The sequence below is a fragment of the Pelagimonas sp. genome (genome assembly GCF_058892305.1).
Window position 1 is genome coordinate 112,599 of record NZ_JBZXVN010000019.1, and the last position, 13,815, is coordinate 126,413.

Below are 13,815 nucleotides of genomic sequence, written 5' to 3' on the forward strand. Positions count from 1 at the left end.
TTCAGCATAGTCAAAAGCATCACATTGGTGTCACAGGATACGGTTACTGTCCTGTCATTCCTTGTTTTAGCTGGGCGTATTCGTCTGGCACTTTTGATCGGAGCTTTTGCAGATGTCCTTTCCGGCCCGCATTATCGCTTTGGGAACGGTATTGGCGCTGGCAGCGGCCCTCGGGCTATTGCCACTCTGACCACCCAAGAATTTCAAACCAATTTCACCCCGTAGCCCTAGGGCCGCGGGGTTTTTGTATGCGGTGACGCATATACATGACAACAAGGAGGAGACAGACATGACATTGAACAGACGCGCCTTTATCGGCACTTCAATTGCGGCATCGGCGACATTGAGCGCGCCTATGGTACGCGCCATGGGCAAGCCACGCGTCGTGGTGATTGGTGGTGGGGCAGGCGGGGCCACGGCCGCGCGCTATATCGCCAAGGACAGCAAGGGCGAGATCGACGTCACCCTGATCGAACCGACGCGCACTTATTACACCTGCTTCTTCTCAAACCTCTATATTGGGGGCTTCCGCGAGCTGTCCTCGATCGGTCATACCTACGGTACATTGGCCGCTGAATATGGCATCAACGTTGTGCATGACTGGGCCACCGGTGTGGATCGTGACGCCAAAACTGTGGCGCTGGCTGGCGGCGGTTCGGTGCCCTATGACAAGCTGATCATCAGCCCCGGTATTGATTTTATTGACGGGTCTGTGCCCGGTTGGTCCACCGCGTCTCAGGGCAAAATGCCCCACGCCTACAAAGCCGGGACGCAAAGTGAATTGCTCAAGCGCCAAATCATGGCGATGCCCGAGGGCGGCACCTATGTGATGGTCGCACCACCCAACCCGTTCCGCTGCCCTCCCGGTCCGTACGAGCGGATTTCGATGGTGGCGCATTACCTCAAGGCCAACAACCCCACGGCCAAGATCATCATCGCCGACCCCAAGCCGAAATTCTCCAAGCAGGCGCTGTTTGAGGAAGGTTGGGCCAATCACTATGACGGTATGATCGAACGGGTCGGGCCTGATTTCGGCGGCGAAAACGTTTCGGTCAACCCGGACACAATGGAAGTCGACATTGATGGTGAAGTCGTCAAAGCCGACGTGTGCAACGTCATTCCGGCGCAAAAGGCGGGCTTGATCTGCGAAGCTGCGGGCCTGACCGATGGCAACTGGGCGCCTGTTTCTGCGCATAGCATGCAAAGCAAGCTGGACGAAAACATCCATGTCTTGGGCGATGCATCAGCACAGGGTGACATGCCAAAATCCGGGTTCTCGGCCAATAGCCAAGCCAAAGTTGCGGCCATGGCGGTGCGGGGTGCTTTGACCGGGTCCAAGGTCTTCCCGGCCAAGTTCTCCAACACCTGCTGGTCATTGATCAACACCGATGACGGGATCAAGGTTGGTGCCTCCTATCAGGCCACAGATGAGAAAATCGCCAAAGTGGACGGGTTTATTTCGGCCACCGGAGAAGATGCCGAGCTGCGTCAGCGCACCTATGAGGAAAGCGTTGGTTGGTACGCGGGCATTACGTCGGACATGTTTGGGTAAATCCAGGGGCGACTGTTCGACGGTCAAGGGGGTGCGGAAACGCGCCCCCTTTTTGGTGTTCGAACGCTTGTCACATTTGTAAAATTTTTTTTACCGTCTGGGCAGACGGAGGGCACCCTGAACACGACTTTTTCATCGCAGCGCAGGGGCGTCGCACTGATTGGTGCTGGAATGATAGCCTACACCCATGTTGAGGCTCTTTCGGAGTTAAAGGACCAGATTCCACTGCTCGCGGTCATGTCCCGCACTCCAGCAAACGCTACGCACCTGACAAATTATTATGCTGGCCCTGTGCCCGACTATACCGCAGATCTGACCCGCGTTACGGATGACCCTGCGATTGAATTTGCCATTGTCGCCACGCCGCCAAATGTACGCGTTGATCTGATTTCTGCGCTGGCGAAAGCTGGGAAACACATCCTGCTCGAAAAACCTGTCGCCCGCAGCTTGTCTGAGGCCGAACAAGTTGTTCGTATCTGTCATGATGCCGGTGTGACACTTGGCGTCTTGTTTCAGCATCGAATGCGGGCACCGTCATTGGCCGCGATGCGCTTCATCGAAACCGGCACGCTTGGGAAACTGGGTCATGTCGAAATTGCCGTGCCGCTTTGGCGTCCGCAGTCCTATTGCAACGAGCTGGGGCGCGGTACCTATGATCGCGGCGGCGGTGGGGTTTTGTTGACGCAAGCCATTCACACCATCGATCTGGCGCTTAGCCTGACCGGTCCGGTGACCTCTGTCCAAGCCATGACGGCGACAACACCGCTGCATCAGATGGAGGCCGAAGACTTTGCTGTTGCGGGCCTGCGGTTCGCCAATGGCGCGGTAGGATCGCTGACCGCCTCTACGGCAACCTATCCCCACGGTCTGGAGGCTATCACTTTGCATTTTGAGCATGGGTCCATGCGGCTCGACAAAGATCGGCTCGATCTGCATTGGCGCAATGGGCAAACCGAGCATTTTCCGCCGCCAGGATCGCCGAAACCGCGAAAACATGACTGGCATCAAGCCGCTATCCAAGATTTTGCCCAGGCCATTCGAGCCGGAACCGCCCCAACCGTAACGGGCAATTCTGCGCTGACATCGCATCAGCTCATTGATGCGATAGAACGGTCGTCACGTTCAGGACAAACCATAACATTGAAATACGAGAGCGGCTGAGCGTTTCCGAAGTCACAGGTTCAGGTAGACAAGCCCGTTCGCGAGGATGACCAGACAATAGACACCAATCCACATCTGAGCAAACAAAAGAACCCTGACACCTCTGTCCGCAATACCGGAAATGATCAGGCAAGATGCAGGATACCACAGTCCAAACGCCAGTAAGATGACAGGCCATTCAGCAAAGAGGCCTGAGTAAGTCTGTGTCGTCCCAGCGGCGAACGGCAGGTCTCCAAACTTCAGTGATGGCTTTGCCAAAAACGTGAACGGAAGAAAAATGATGACGTAGAATGGCGTCATGAGTGCCATAACAGCTGAGCTGAAAATCCGCCCGAAATTGGGCCTAAACACGGGGCGCAATCGATGTCGGTTTGCCCAAAACAGGGAACAAAGTGACCCGAGCGCCATTGCGCCGCAAAATGCCGCGATGATGGAGACAGGTTTGGGCAACGGGTAATATCCGTGTGCCGCGTCAAAACTGGTATTGCTTGGCACATGAAACCAAATGGCCCAAAGCGCGATGGCGCAAAACATCACCGCTCCTAACCTGAAAGCGTCGCGCGCGATTTTACGTTTGGGGGCCGTGGTCAATGGGCATAGCTCCGAGACAGATTCCAGCGATAGTTGGAACAGTTTTGCCATTGCTTCGGCAAGCTGAGAAAAATGCCAACAGTAAAGGCATGCGACTTCGCGCGCTGGGGCCTTATCGGCATATGCCGAAATGACTCAAGCGCGAGTTGAAACGCTTTTCTCTCGCCATCCCCTTGCAGCCCCCAATGCCCAGCACTAAGACTCTATCAACACCTAGGCGTTAGGCAGTATCCAAAGATCAAGCAGGCGGGACCGTGATGAAAGATCCTTTAGACGTATATATGAACACCCTTGTTCCCATGGTTGTCGAACAGACAAGCCGCGGTGAACGGGCCTATGACATCTTTTCGCGCCTGTTGAAGGAGCGGATCATTTTCCTGAACGGTCCTGTGCATGATGGCATGTCGTCGCTGATCGTGGCCCAGCTGTTGCACCTTGAGGCGGAAAACCCGTCCAAGGAGATCAGCATGTATATCAACTCCCCCGGTGGCGTTGTGACCTCGGGCCTGTCGATTTACGACACCATGCAATACATCCGCCCCAAGGTATCGACCCTTGTGATTGGTCAAGCCGCGTCCATGGGCTCACTTTTGCTCACGGCCGGTGAAAAGGATATGCGTTTCTCGCTGCCCAACTCCCGCGTGATGGTTCACCAACCCTCAGGTGGCTATCAGGGGCAGGCAACGGACATCATGATCCACGCCGAAGAAACGCTGAAACTGAAAAAGCGTTTGAACGAAATCTACGTTCACCATACTGGCCGCACCTATGAAGAGGTGGAGCAAGGTTTGGAGCGTGATAACTTCATGTCGCCAGAAGAGGCGAAAGACTGGGGTCTGATTGACGAAATCGTGACTTCACGCGCCAAAGACGGCGACGACGAATAAGAAACGGGCATCCCGGCCTTTGCTATGAAAATGGGTAAAGGTCGGGGTGATTTTCCGATTGTCGCGCCGTGAAGCCTGTCCTAAGCTGGCAGGAACGTGGTGATTGGCGCGAAGTGGGGGTGCCTATTGGTCACCCACAAAGTGAATAAACCGGGACGTTGACCGGGAAAGGTGCAATATGGCGACGAATTCAGGCAGTGACAGCAAGAACACCCTCTATTGCAGCTTTTGCGGCAAGAGCCAGCATGAGGTGCGCAAGCTGATCGCAGGCCCTACCGTCTTTATCTGCGACGAATGCGTCGAACTGTGTATGGACATCATCCGCGAGGAAACCAAAGGCGCTGGCCTGAAGTCCTCCGAAGGGGTGCCAACACCGCAAGAAATCTGTGAAGTTCTAGATGATTACGTCATTGGTCAGGCCAAGGCGAAACGCGTATTGTCGGTGGCTGTGCACAACCACTACAAGCGTTTGAACCATTCGCAGAAATCATCGGATATTGAGTTGGCAAAATCCAACATCTTGCTGATTGGCCCAACTGGCTGTGGTAAAACCTTGTTGGCGCAGACTTTGGCGCGCATCCTTGATGTGCCCTTTACAATGGCCGATGCGACAACACTGACCGAAGCGGGCTATGTGGGCGAAGATGTTGAAAACATCATCCTCAAGCTGTTGCAGGCGTCGGAATACAATGTCGAACGCGCACAGCGCGGTATCGTCTACATCGACGAAGTCGATAAAATTACACGTAAATCGGAAAATCCATCCATCACCCGCGACGTCTCGGGCGAAGGGGTTCAGCAGGCGTTGCTGAAGCTGATGGAAGGCACCGTTGCCTCTGTTCCACCACAAGGTGGGCGCAAGCATCCACAACAGGAATTCTTGCAGGTTGATACAACCAACATCCTGTTCATTTGTGGCGGCGCTTTTGCGGGTCTTGATCGGATCATCGCCCAACGTGGCAAAGGTTCGGCCATGGGCTTTGGTGCAGATGTGCGTGACAATGACGATCGCGGCGTTGGCGAAATTTTCCAAGATCTGGAGCCAGAAGATCTGTTGAAATTCGGTCTGATTCCAGAATTCGTTGGCCGCCTTCCTGTGATTGCGACCCTCGAAGATCTCGACGAAGACGCGCTTGTCACTATCCTGAGTGAACCAAAGAACGCCTTGGTCAAGCAATACCAGCGCTTGTTCGAGATGGAAGAGGCACAGCTCACCTTCACGGATGACGCCCTAAGCGCCATCGCCAAAAAAGCGATTGAGCGTAAGACCGGTGCGCGTGGTCTACGGTCCATCCTAGAGGCAATCTTGCTCGATACTATGTTTGAGCTGCCCGGAATGGATGATGTGTCTGAGGTTGTTGTTAACGATGAGGCTGTCAACTCTGAGGCCAAGCCGTTGATGGTACACGCAGAAAAAGAAAAAGAAGAAGCCAGTTAAACTTGCTGATCTTCTGAAATAGCGAGGGCGAGCGGTACATCGCTCGCCTTTTTCTTTGCGGCATCCATCTCTTGCGGGCTGGGGTCGGTCCATGTTGGGCCGTTGACAAAACCGGCATCAGCCAAGGTTCTGTGCGCCTCTGCAAAGTCCAATTCACTCAACCATAGACGCGCGACACTCTCATTTTCCGGGACCCAACTGCGATGCAGCGTGTTCACAAGAACTGGCTCGATCCCGGCGAAACTGCGGGCATGCCGGAGGATGAAACCGGTGGCCTGCGACACCCGTCGCGCAACCACAGCCAGTTTCTGATGTTCGCGCGCGACCATGGCAAACAAATGAATCGCAGACCCTTCGGAGGCAATGACCTGTTTAGCGGCTTTGTATCGCGCAATTTGAGTTGGCAAATCATGGGCTTGCGGGTGAAATACCTCATATCCTTGATCCGCCAATAGACCGTCTAGATGCTCTTCGCATAGAATTTTACCGCGTCCCCGGCCAAGGCGCGACCGGCTGACATAGAGTTTCTCTGGCCCTTCTGGTGTGATGTTGCGGGCAAAGTGGTTTCGAAAATAGCTGCGTGCGTGGTCGGTGCCTTCGATGATTTGCCCAAGGCCAAAACCTTGGCCCGGCACGTATAGCTTTTCAACCTGCAAGGGACGATCGGCTTGGTAAACACGGCGCACCCCAGCCATGCCAAAAAAATCGAGGTGAAAGGGTTCAGGCTGGTATCCTGCGCCCGGACTTTTGGGAATAAACAGAACCCCATCGATTTTTTCGGGCAATCCGGGCAGCGGCCATAGCCTGCCGGTGCTTTCGACCAAAAAATGACCAAAGTGGCGAAATAAAACCCCGCCCCAAAGCCAAGTTCCCGGCAGTCGGGCAATTGGCCCCTCGGGTCTATCGGGCAGTATGGTCAAGGGTCGCGCCTTGCGCCAATGGGCTCCTTGTGGGCAAAACGTCCCATTTTCGCGAATAATTCCAGCGGGTTGTACAAATTTTCGCACGACCGGTGGCACAACGGTTGCCTTGCGCAAGACTTCGACACGGCGAGACCACCCGCCGGTGGGATCCGGGCGAGCAAAAGGTTTTTGCGACGTGGGCTGAGACATGTTGAATCCGGGACGTGAAATAAAACACCGTGGTGTTTAGGCGTATATTAGGGCAAGCATATGCCCAATCTTAGGTCAATTCAGGGTAGAGAAACCATGAGCATTCGACGGATTTCCTCTGGTGGGGAGTTTGAGGCAAAGGTCGGCTATTGCCGTGCTGTTGTGGCCGGCGGGTTTGTACATGTTGCCGGCACAGTGGGGCAGGGCGACGATGTGGTGACGCAGTGCAAATCGGCGCTTGGCATCATCGAAAATGCCCTCACCGAAGCGGGGGTGAGCTTGGCTGATGTGGTTCGGGTCAATTACTATCTGCCAGATCGCCATGAATTTGCCCCGTGTTTTGACATTCTCGCCGCTACGTTTGGTGAAAACCCTCCGGCGGCGACGATGATTGAATGTGGTCTAATCGACCCGAAATACCGGATCGAAATCGAAGTCACGGCTCTCGCCCCAGAAGTGTAGAGAATTTTTGGCGAAAATCCGATTACATCGCGGGGGTTTGCACGCCTGCGGCAGCGGGAACACTGGACCTTTGTCCGGTATTTCGCCATATAGACGATAAGAGAGACAGGAGTCGTCCATGAGCATTCTCAGCAAAATCTTGCGCGTCGTGACTTGGTGGAACGGTGGCACGCTGACAACCGTTCTTTATACCCGTCGGAATGGCGTCAGAGTGGGCGAGGATGATCAGGGGAACGTCTTTTACGAATCCCGCGACGGTAAAAAGCGTTGGGTGATGTTCAACGGTGAAGTTGAAGCTTCACGCGTAAGCCCCGATTGGCATGGTTGGCTACACCACACCTTTGACGAACGCCCCGGCGACAAGGAACTGGTTCACAAGTCCTGGGAAAAGCCCCACCAAGAAAACGTAACTGGGTCGGCTTTGGCCTATGCACCCGCCGGGTCTTTGCGCGCGGCTGATCCGGCAGATCGTCGTGATTATGAGGCCTGGAGCCCGGAATAAGGAGCTCAGAATGAGCCATTCGGCAACCGAAGTTGTAGTGGGCGGCGGCGTATTGGCCGCCGCTTTGGCATTTGGCCTCTATGCGGTGCAAAGCACGGGCATGACAATGGGCAATGCCGGGTATGAATTGCGCGCCTCGTTTCGCTCGCTTGAGGGGGTCAGTGTCGGGACAGATGTGCGGCTTGCCGGGGTCAAAGTCGGGACGGTCTCGGATATAGCGCTAAACACCGAAACTTATCGTGCCGATACGGTTGTCACCATCAATGGTGACATTGAAATCCCCGATGACAGCGCAATTATCATTGCCTCCGAAGGGCTGCTTGGTGGCAATTTTGTCGAAATTTCCCCCGGTGGGTCGCCTTTCTATTTTGCGGCTGGTGACGAGGTGATGGATACACAGGGCGCGGTTAGCTTGCTGACGTTGTTGTTGAAATACGTGGGGGGGGGCGACGAATGAAATACCTAGCTGTTGCCTTGGCCGTGTTGGCGGCCCCTGTGTCTTCCCAAGAGTCGGTGAATACCGGCGCTGGCGCGGTTCTGCGTGCTTTGGACAAACTCAACGCCAAAGTCTCCGACATTCAGCTGTTGAATGGAGAGCGGGCGACGATGGGGCTCATCGAAGTGACGCTAAACGAATGCCGATACCCCAAGGGCAACCCATCGGGGGATGCCTATGCGTTTTTGACAATCCGAGAAGCGGGCGTTGCCGAACCGGTCTATCGTGGCTGGATGGTCGCCTCTTCACCGGCTCTCAACCCGCTAGATCATCCGCGCTATGATGTTTGGGTGATGCGGTGCACCACGTCTTGACCTGACGCAGCCAGAGGGAGGGATAGAATGTCGGCACTCCCCCCTTGCAGGGCCTGTTCCAGATTGGCGCGGTAGGCGTCGCGGGAAATTTCTTTGGCCCCCAAACTTGCAAGATGTGGCGTTAGAAATTGTGTGTCAAATAGACTAAACCCGCAACGGTTGAGCAAATCAACCAGCCAGGCTAGCGCAATTTTCGAGCCATCCCGGCGTGTCGAGAACATGGATTCACCGCAAAAGGCGCGGCCGATGCAGACACCATAGACACCGCCGGCCAAATCATCGTCCATCCAGACTTCAAGAGAGTGGGCAAAGCCCATATCGTGCAGTTCAGTGTAAAGAGTGCGAATTTCGTTGCTGATCCACGTTTCTTGTCGGTCGGCGCATCCGTCCAAAACGGCACCAAAATCTCTGTTCAAAGTGACTTGATAGTCATTTCGACGCAAACGTTTGGCGAGCGATCTGCTGATGTGAAAACCGTCCAACGGAAAGACGCCGCGCATCCGTGGGTCGACCCAAAAGAGTTCGGGATCATTGCGATGTTCGGACATTGGAAACACACCTGAACAATAAGCCCGCAAGAGGAGCTCTGCCGTAACAGGTTGCGAAGAAGTGGACGTCATAAATACGCTAATTGCAGCAGGCGGTTGGAAGAGGGTAATCAGAATGCCCAGATGCCTGCAAGGGGCGAAAACGAAAATGGCGAACCAAGCGGCTCGCCAAGTCGTATACATGTGTCCGGGACCGGAGTTAGCGTGTGCCCGTGCTCGAATTTGCGACAGCCAAAACCAAGGCCAAGCCGACGCCAGCCATAATCGCGGCGGTAGCTGGGGCAATTGTTGCACTTGGGGCGGCGGAGCTTGCGGCGGCGATGAATGCGTCGTCGTCATCATCTGTTGATTGAGCAAAGGATGGTGCTGCTGTTGCAGCAGTTAGGGCGAAAGCGGTAGTCAATGCGATCAATGGTTTCATTGCGATCTCCTATTAAAATAGTCTTAAACTCTACGTTCTTTATACTTGATTTGGGCTTTTTGCCAAAGTCAAAAGCCGCTCGGTCAACTGTACCGTTTGAGAAAAGAAAGCCGGGTGCAAGACCCGGCCTTTTTAACGCTCCAATCCGCCAGCATCTAGCCATTTTTCAAGCCAGTGGATATTGTAATCCCCTGTATGAACGTCTTTTTCCTGCAAAAGTGCGTGAAAAAGCGGCACGGTGGTTTCGACACCGTCGATGATCAACTCGCCCAAAGCTCGGTTCAATCGCGCCAATGCTTCGGGGCGGTCGCGCCCGTGTACAATCAGTTTTCCGATCAAACTGTCGTAATAGGGTGGGATCTTGTAGCCGTCATATAGCGCCGAATCAACGCGCACCCCAAGGCCACCAGGGGCATGGTACTGGGTGATTTGACCGGGGCAGGGCACAAAGTTCGGCAGGCGCTCTGCGTTCAATCGAACCTCAATCGAGTGGCCGTTGATCTTGAGGTCTTCCTGCTTGAAGGACAGCGGCATACCTGCCGCGACGCGGATTTGCTCACGGACCAAATCCACACCGAAAATATTCTCGGTCACCGGATGTTCGACCTGCAAACGCGTGTTCATTTCGATGAAATAGAACTCGCCTTTTTCGTAGAGGAACTCGATGGTTCCGGCACCGGCATAGCCAATACGCGCCACAGCATCAGCACAGGTTTTGCCGATTTTCGCGCGTTCTTCGGGGCTAATACAGGGGCCGGGGGCCTCTTCAAAGACCTTCTGGTGGCGACGTTGGAGCGAGCAGTCGCGCTCCCCCAAATGGACCGCGTTGCCTTGACCATCGCCAAACACCTGAATTTCGATATGGCGCGGTGTGGTCAGGTATTTCTCAATATAGACCTCGTCGTTGCCAAAATTCGACTTGGCCTCGGAGCGGGCCGTTGGAAAGGCCGATTTCATCTCTTCGGCGCTATTGGCCACCTTCATGCCACGTCCACCACCACCGGCGGTGGCTTTGACGATAACGGGGTAACCAAACTCTTCGCCGATTTTCAGCGCGGCATCCAGATCAGGCACGCCGCCATCAGAGCCGGGCACACAAGGAACGCCAAGGTCTTTCATCGTGTCCTTGGCGGTGATCTTGTCGCCCATCATATTGATGTGCTCGGCAGTGGGGCCGATGAATTTCAGATCGTGGTCTTCGACGATCTGCACAAAGCGGGCGTTTTCCGACAAAAAGCCATAGCCCGGATGGATCGCTTGCGCACCAGTAACTTCACAGGCGGCAATGATCGCCGGGATCGACAAATAGCTGTCGGTCCCCGGCGCAGGGCCTACACAGATGCTTTCATCGGCCATGCGCACATGCATTGCATCGGCGTCAGCCGTCGAATGAACGGCAACCGATTGGATGCCCATTTCGCGACAGGCGCGGACAACGCGCAACGCAATTTCGCCCCGGTTGGCGATGAGGATTTTATCAAACATGCGATGCGTCCTTATTCAAGGATGATCAGAGGGGCACCGAATTCCACCGGCGCGCCGTCTTCAACCAAGATGCGCTTTACGGTGCCTGCACGGGGAGCAGGGATGTGGTTCATGGTTTTCATGGCCTCGACGATCAACAATGTGTCGCCTTCTTTGACCTGTGCGCCAACGCTGATAAAGGCGGGCGAACCGGGTTCGGCCTGCATATATACCGTGCCGACCATGGGCGATGTCACCGCGCCGGGGTGGCTTGCCGGATCTTCGGGCATCTCGGCGGCAGGTGCGGGTGCAGCGGCTGGTGCCGCGGCAACTGGCGCAGCGGCTGGTGCCGCAGCCACGGGTGCGGCGGCTGTCATGGTGATCTGCTGCTGGCGGCTAACGCGCACATTCAGGCTGTCATCTTCGCCATACTCGCGCATGACCTCTAGTTCGGTCAGATCGTTTTCCTGCAGAAGCTCTGCCAAAGCTTTGATAAAAGCTACATCCGAGTCGTGGTTTTTCTTACTCATGCGTTCCTCGCCCATTCCCGAATGACGTGACGGTATTTTCCGCAACGTCGGTTGCCCGCTTATAGGCCAAGCTATCGGCGGTGAAAAGCAAAGCTGACATGGGATTGCACTCCTTTTGCTTCAAGGTTTTAATCGCAAAGAATTATCGGGGGAATGGAATGAATATTGCGCAGTGGCTGGCGAGAACCGCCCAAATTACCCCGGATCGTCCCGCTTTGCACCTTGGGACACAGGTTTTGGCAAGTTATGGGGCCTTACATGAGGCTGCCTTGCGCATCGCGGCAGGCTTAATCGCGCAAGGAGTCGCTCCGGGCGACCGGGTTGCTCTGTTCATGAAGAATGTCCCCGACTATCTTATTGCGGAATATGGTGCGTGGTATGCGGGGGCAGCGATTGTGCCGATCAACGGCAAACTACACCCCCGCGAAGCCGCTTGGATCATTGAAAACGCTGGTGCCAAACTTGGCTTTGCGACGCCTGACCTTGCTGTTGATCTTGCTGAACACACATCGGCCAAGGTGATTGAAATCGGCTCGGACCCTTGGTTGTCCCTGCTGGCCACGGCCCCCGCCGATCAGATCGTTTTTCGCGCGCCTGATGATCTGGCTTGGCTGTTTTACACATCCGGCACAACTGGGCGGCCCAAAGGGGTCAAGATGACCCATCGCATGCTGATGACCATGTCAGATTGCTATCAAAGCGACTGTGATTTGGTACGAGCGGAAGATTCGATCCTGTATTCCGCCCCAATCAGCCACGGGGCCGGCATCTATAATATGATGCATATGCGCGCCGGTGCGCGGCATGTCTTTCCCCCGTCCGGTGGTTTCGACGAAAGTGAGGTCCTTGATCTGGCCGCTCATTTCGGCAGCGCCCATATGTTCATGGCCCCAACCATGGTCCAACGTCTGACGCGCTATGCCAAGGCCGCGGGGCGCAATGGCGACGGGTTACGCACCATCGTTTATGCCGGGGGGCCGATGTACAACGCCGATATCATCGCGGCGGTCGATCACTTCGGCCCGGTTTTTGCACAGATTTACGGGCAGGGGGAATGCCCGATGGGCATCACTGCACTGTCCCGGCATGATGTAACGGACCGGAGCCATCCACGCTGGCGTGAGCGGCTCGGCTCGGTTGGGCGGGCGCAATCCTCTGTCGAGGTGAGGATCGCGGATGACGAGGGGCGTGACCTATCGAATGGCGAGGTCGGTGAAATTCTGGTGCGTGGTGATATTGTCATGCCCGGCTATTGGCAAAACCCGGAAGCGACCACAAAAACGCTGGTCGATGGCTGGCTTTGGACCGGTGACATGGGGGCGATGGACTCGGATGGGTACGTCACCCTCAAAGATCGCTCGCGCGACATGATCATATCCGGCGGCACAAATATTTACCCGCGTGAGGTCGAAGAAGCGTTGTTAGAGCATCCCGATGTTGCCGAAGTCGCGGTTTTGGGTCGGGCCCATCCGGAATGGGGCGAGGATGTCGTTGCCTTTGTGGTGACGAATACAAAGGTGGACGAGGCAGCGCTGGATGCTCACTGCCTCGCCCGGATTGCCCGCTTTAAGCGACCAAAGGCGTATTTCTTTGTTCCTGACTTGCCGAAAAACAACTATGGCAAAGTGCTCAAGACCTCATTGCGCGAAAAGCTAGCGGTCTCTTCGTAGGCGGGGAGTGTTGCTTGGGTCACAGGCAAGGGCCTTTTTTCGGACAATTCGTCAGGTTTACCTGTTGGGCTGTTTTCAGGCGGTGTTCTGGCGTCGACTTTGACCTCCACAACATCCTCAGACGGATGCTCCGGTGGTGTGACATCAACATCAGAGGAGGCCATGGCCTCCATTTCCTGCGCCTGCTCATCCAACATCTGACTGATTTTCAGCTGCATGATTGTGGGCGGGGCGACGTGATCATCGGGGATTGGTTCGCCGTTGACGGCTTTCCAAAAGTTGCCCGGTGTCTGCCCGCGCGTCAACGCAGCATCAGGATTTCGGGCTTGGTCCAATGGCTGAACCTTGGTCGTTGGTTTTTCTTGGCGCTTCGCTCCGGGAAGGCCATGGGGGTGCCCCGTGGCTAGCGGCGCAATCCACAAGGACGGTCCTGTGAGTTGCATATGTCTACTCCATCCAGTGCGCCCCCACCGGATTAGGTTATCATAATATGACCAATATCGCAGCTAGGTGCCTTGAATTGAAAGTATTTTCCTACTGAATGGTTAATCCAACCCTAGGATGCGGGCACAAAAAAGGCGGGGAAAGCCCCGCCTTTTTCATAGGTATGAAACCCAAATTTACTTATTCATACGGTTTTCAATCAGCTCATCCACCACACTTGGAT

The 13,815-nt window shown here is 55.2% G+C and carries 17 protein-coding genes; 10 read left to right on the forward strand and 7 right to left on the reverse strand.

The genetic code is table 11. The features are described from left to right. Positions 1-27 precede the first annotated feature (27 nt). From AC5EFR_RS09150 to AC5EFR_RS09160, 3 genes are all read left to right on the forward strand, one after another. Positions 28-225: a hypothetical protein gene (locus AC5EFR_RS09150; protein ID WP_493575539.1), complete on the forward strand. Its 198-nt coding sequence runs from the start codon at positions 28-30 to the stop codon at positions 223-225. Between the two features lie 64 nt (positions 226-289). Continuing rightward, the gene (locus AC5EFR_RS09155) at positions 290-1,552 is read left to right on the forward strand and encodes an NAD(P)/FAD-dependent oxidoreductase (RefSeq protein ID WP_299928891.1); all 1,263 of its coding nucleotides are present in this window, start codon (positions 290-292) and stop codon (positions 1,550-1,552) included. A 159-nt stretch (positions 1,553-1,711) separates the two neighbouring features. Beyond that, positions 1,712-2,713 carry a Gfo/Idh/MocA family protein gene (locus tag AC5EFR_RS09160; protein WP_493575555.1) on the forward strand — a complete coding sequence of 334 codons (1,002 nt, stop codon included), beginning with the start codon at positions 1,712-1,714 and terminating at the stop codon, positions 2,711-2,713. 12 nt (positions 2,714-2,725) lie between these two features. Here AC5EFR_RS09160 and AC5EFR_RS09165 read toward each other — a convergent pair whose 3' ends face one another. Next, positions 2,726-3,355, reverse strand: coding sequence for a hypothetical protein (locus tag AC5EFR_RS09165; RefSeq protein ID WP_493575540.1), 630 nt, complete (start codon positions 3,353-3,355; stop codon positions 2,726-2,728). A gap of 206 nt (positions 3,356-3,561) precedes the next feature. On the opposite strand from AC5EFR_RS09165, the gene AC5EFR_RS09170 reads away from it, so the two are divergent. Together AC5EFR_RS09170 and clpX are read left to right on the forward strand one after the other, a co-directional pair. After that, a complete protein-coding gene (locus AC5EFR_RS09170; protein WP_299928882.1) occupies positions 3,562-4,191 on the forward strand; it encodes an ATP-dependent Clp protease proteolytic subunit in 630 nt (209 codons plus the stop codon). Between the two features lie 178 nt (positions 4,192-4,369). Beyond that, the gene (gene clpX, locus AC5EFR_RS09175) at positions 4,370-5,629 is read left to right on the forward strand and encodes an ATP-dependent Clp protease ATP-binding subunit ClpX (RefSeq protein ID WP_493575541.1); all 1,260 of its coding nucleotides are present in this window, start codon (positions 4,370-4,372) and stop codon (positions 5,627-5,629) included. Here the strand turns inward: clpX and AC5EFR_RS09180 are convergent. Further along, the gene (locus AC5EFR_RS09180) at positions 5,626-6,549 is read right to left on the reverse strand and encodes a glycosyltransferase family 61 protein (RefSeq protein ID WP_493575542.1); all 924 of its coding nucleotides are present in this window, start codon (positions 6,547-6,549) and stop codon (positions 5,626-5,628) included. The genes clpX and AC5EFR_RS09180 overlap by 4 nt on opposite strands. A 288-nt stretch (positions 6,550-6,837) precedes the next feature. On the opposite strand from AC5EFR_RS09180, the gene AC5EFR_RS09185 reads away from it, so the two are divergent. From AC5EFR_RS09185 to AC5EFR_RS09200, 4 genes are all read left to right on the forward strand, one after another. Then, positions 6,838-7,203, forward strand: coding sequence for a RidA family protein (locus AC5EFR_RS09185; protein ID WP_493575543.1), 366 nt, complete (start codon positions 6,838-6,840; stop codon positions 7,201-7,203). 118 nt (positions 7,204-7,321) lie between these two features. Beyond that, complete coding sequence (locus AC5EFR_RS09190; protein WP_493575544.1) at positions 7,322-7,705, forward strand: NADH:ubiquinone oxidoreductase subunit NDUFA12; 384 nt, start codon at positions 7,322-7,324, stop codon at positions 7,703-7,705. A gap of 10 nt (positions 7,706-7,715) precedes the next feature. Further along, on the forward strand, positions 7,716-8,162 hold the full coding sequence (mlaD, locus tag AC5EFR_RS09195) for an outer membrane lipid asymmetry maintenance protein MlaD (RefSeq protein WP_493575545.1): 447 nt from the start codon (positions 7,716-7,718) through the stop codon (positions 8,160-8,162). After that, entirely contained in the window at positions 8,159-8,515 is a 357-nt protein-coding gene (locus AC5EFR_RS09200) for a DUF2155 domain-containing protein (protein WP_493575546.1), read from the forward strand. The genes mlaD and AC5EFR_RS09200 overlap by 4 nt, the downstream gene beginning before the upstream one ends. On the opposite strand, the gene aat is transcribed toward AC5EFR_RS09200, so the two are convergent. The 4 genes from aat to accB form a co-directional block, all read right to left on the reverse strand. Further along, complete coding sequence (aat, locus tag AC5EFR_RS09205; protein WP_493575547.1) at positions 8,479-9,135, reverse strand: leucyl/phenylalanyl-tRNA--protein transferase; 657 nt, start codon at positions 9,133-9,135, stop codon at positions 8,479-8,481. The genes AC5EFR_RS09200 and aat overlap by 37 nt on opposite strands. Before the next feature lie 127 nt (positions 9,136-9,262). After that, positions 9,263-9,484, reverse strand: coding sequence for a hypothetical protein (locus tag AC5EFR_RS09210; protein WP_493575548.1), 222 nt, complete (start codon positions 9,482-9,484; stop codon positions 9,263-9,265). A 132-nt stretch (positions 9,485-9,616) separates the two neighbouring features. Further along, positions 9,617-10,969, reverse strand: coding sequence for an acetyl-CoA carboxylase biotin carboxylase subunit (accC, locus tag AC5EFR_RS09215; RefSeq protein WP_493575549.1), 1,353 nt, complete (start codon positions 10,967-10,969; stop codon positions 9,617-9,619). Between the two features lie 11 nt (positions 10,970-10,980). Next, a complete protein-coding gene (gene accB, locus AC5EFR_RS09220; protein WP_493575550.1) occupies positions 10,981-11,478 on the reverse strand; it encodes an acetyl-CoA carboxylase biotin carboxyl carrier protein in 498 nt (165 codons plus the stop codon). Between the two features lie 158 nt (positions 11,479-11,636). On the opposite strand from accB, the gene AC5EFR_RS09225 reads away from it, so the two are divergent. Next, on the forward strand, positions 11,637-13,148 hold the full coding sequence (locus AC5EFR_RS09225) for a class I adenylate-forming enzyme family protein (protein ID WP_493575551.1): 1,512 nt from the start codon (positions 11,637-11,639) through the stop codon (positions 13,146-13,148). Here the strand turns inward: AC5EFR_RS09225 and AC5EFR_RS09230 are convergent. Further along, on the reverse strand, positions 13,094-13,591 hold the full coding sequence (locus AC5EFR_RS09230) for a hypothetical protein (RefSeq protein ID WP_493575552.1): 498 nt from the start codon (positions 13,589-13,591) through the stop codon (positions 13,094-13,096). The genes AC5EFR_RS09225 and AC5EFR_RS09230 overlap by 55 nt on opposite strands. Positions 13,592-13,815 lie beyond the last annotated feature (224 nt).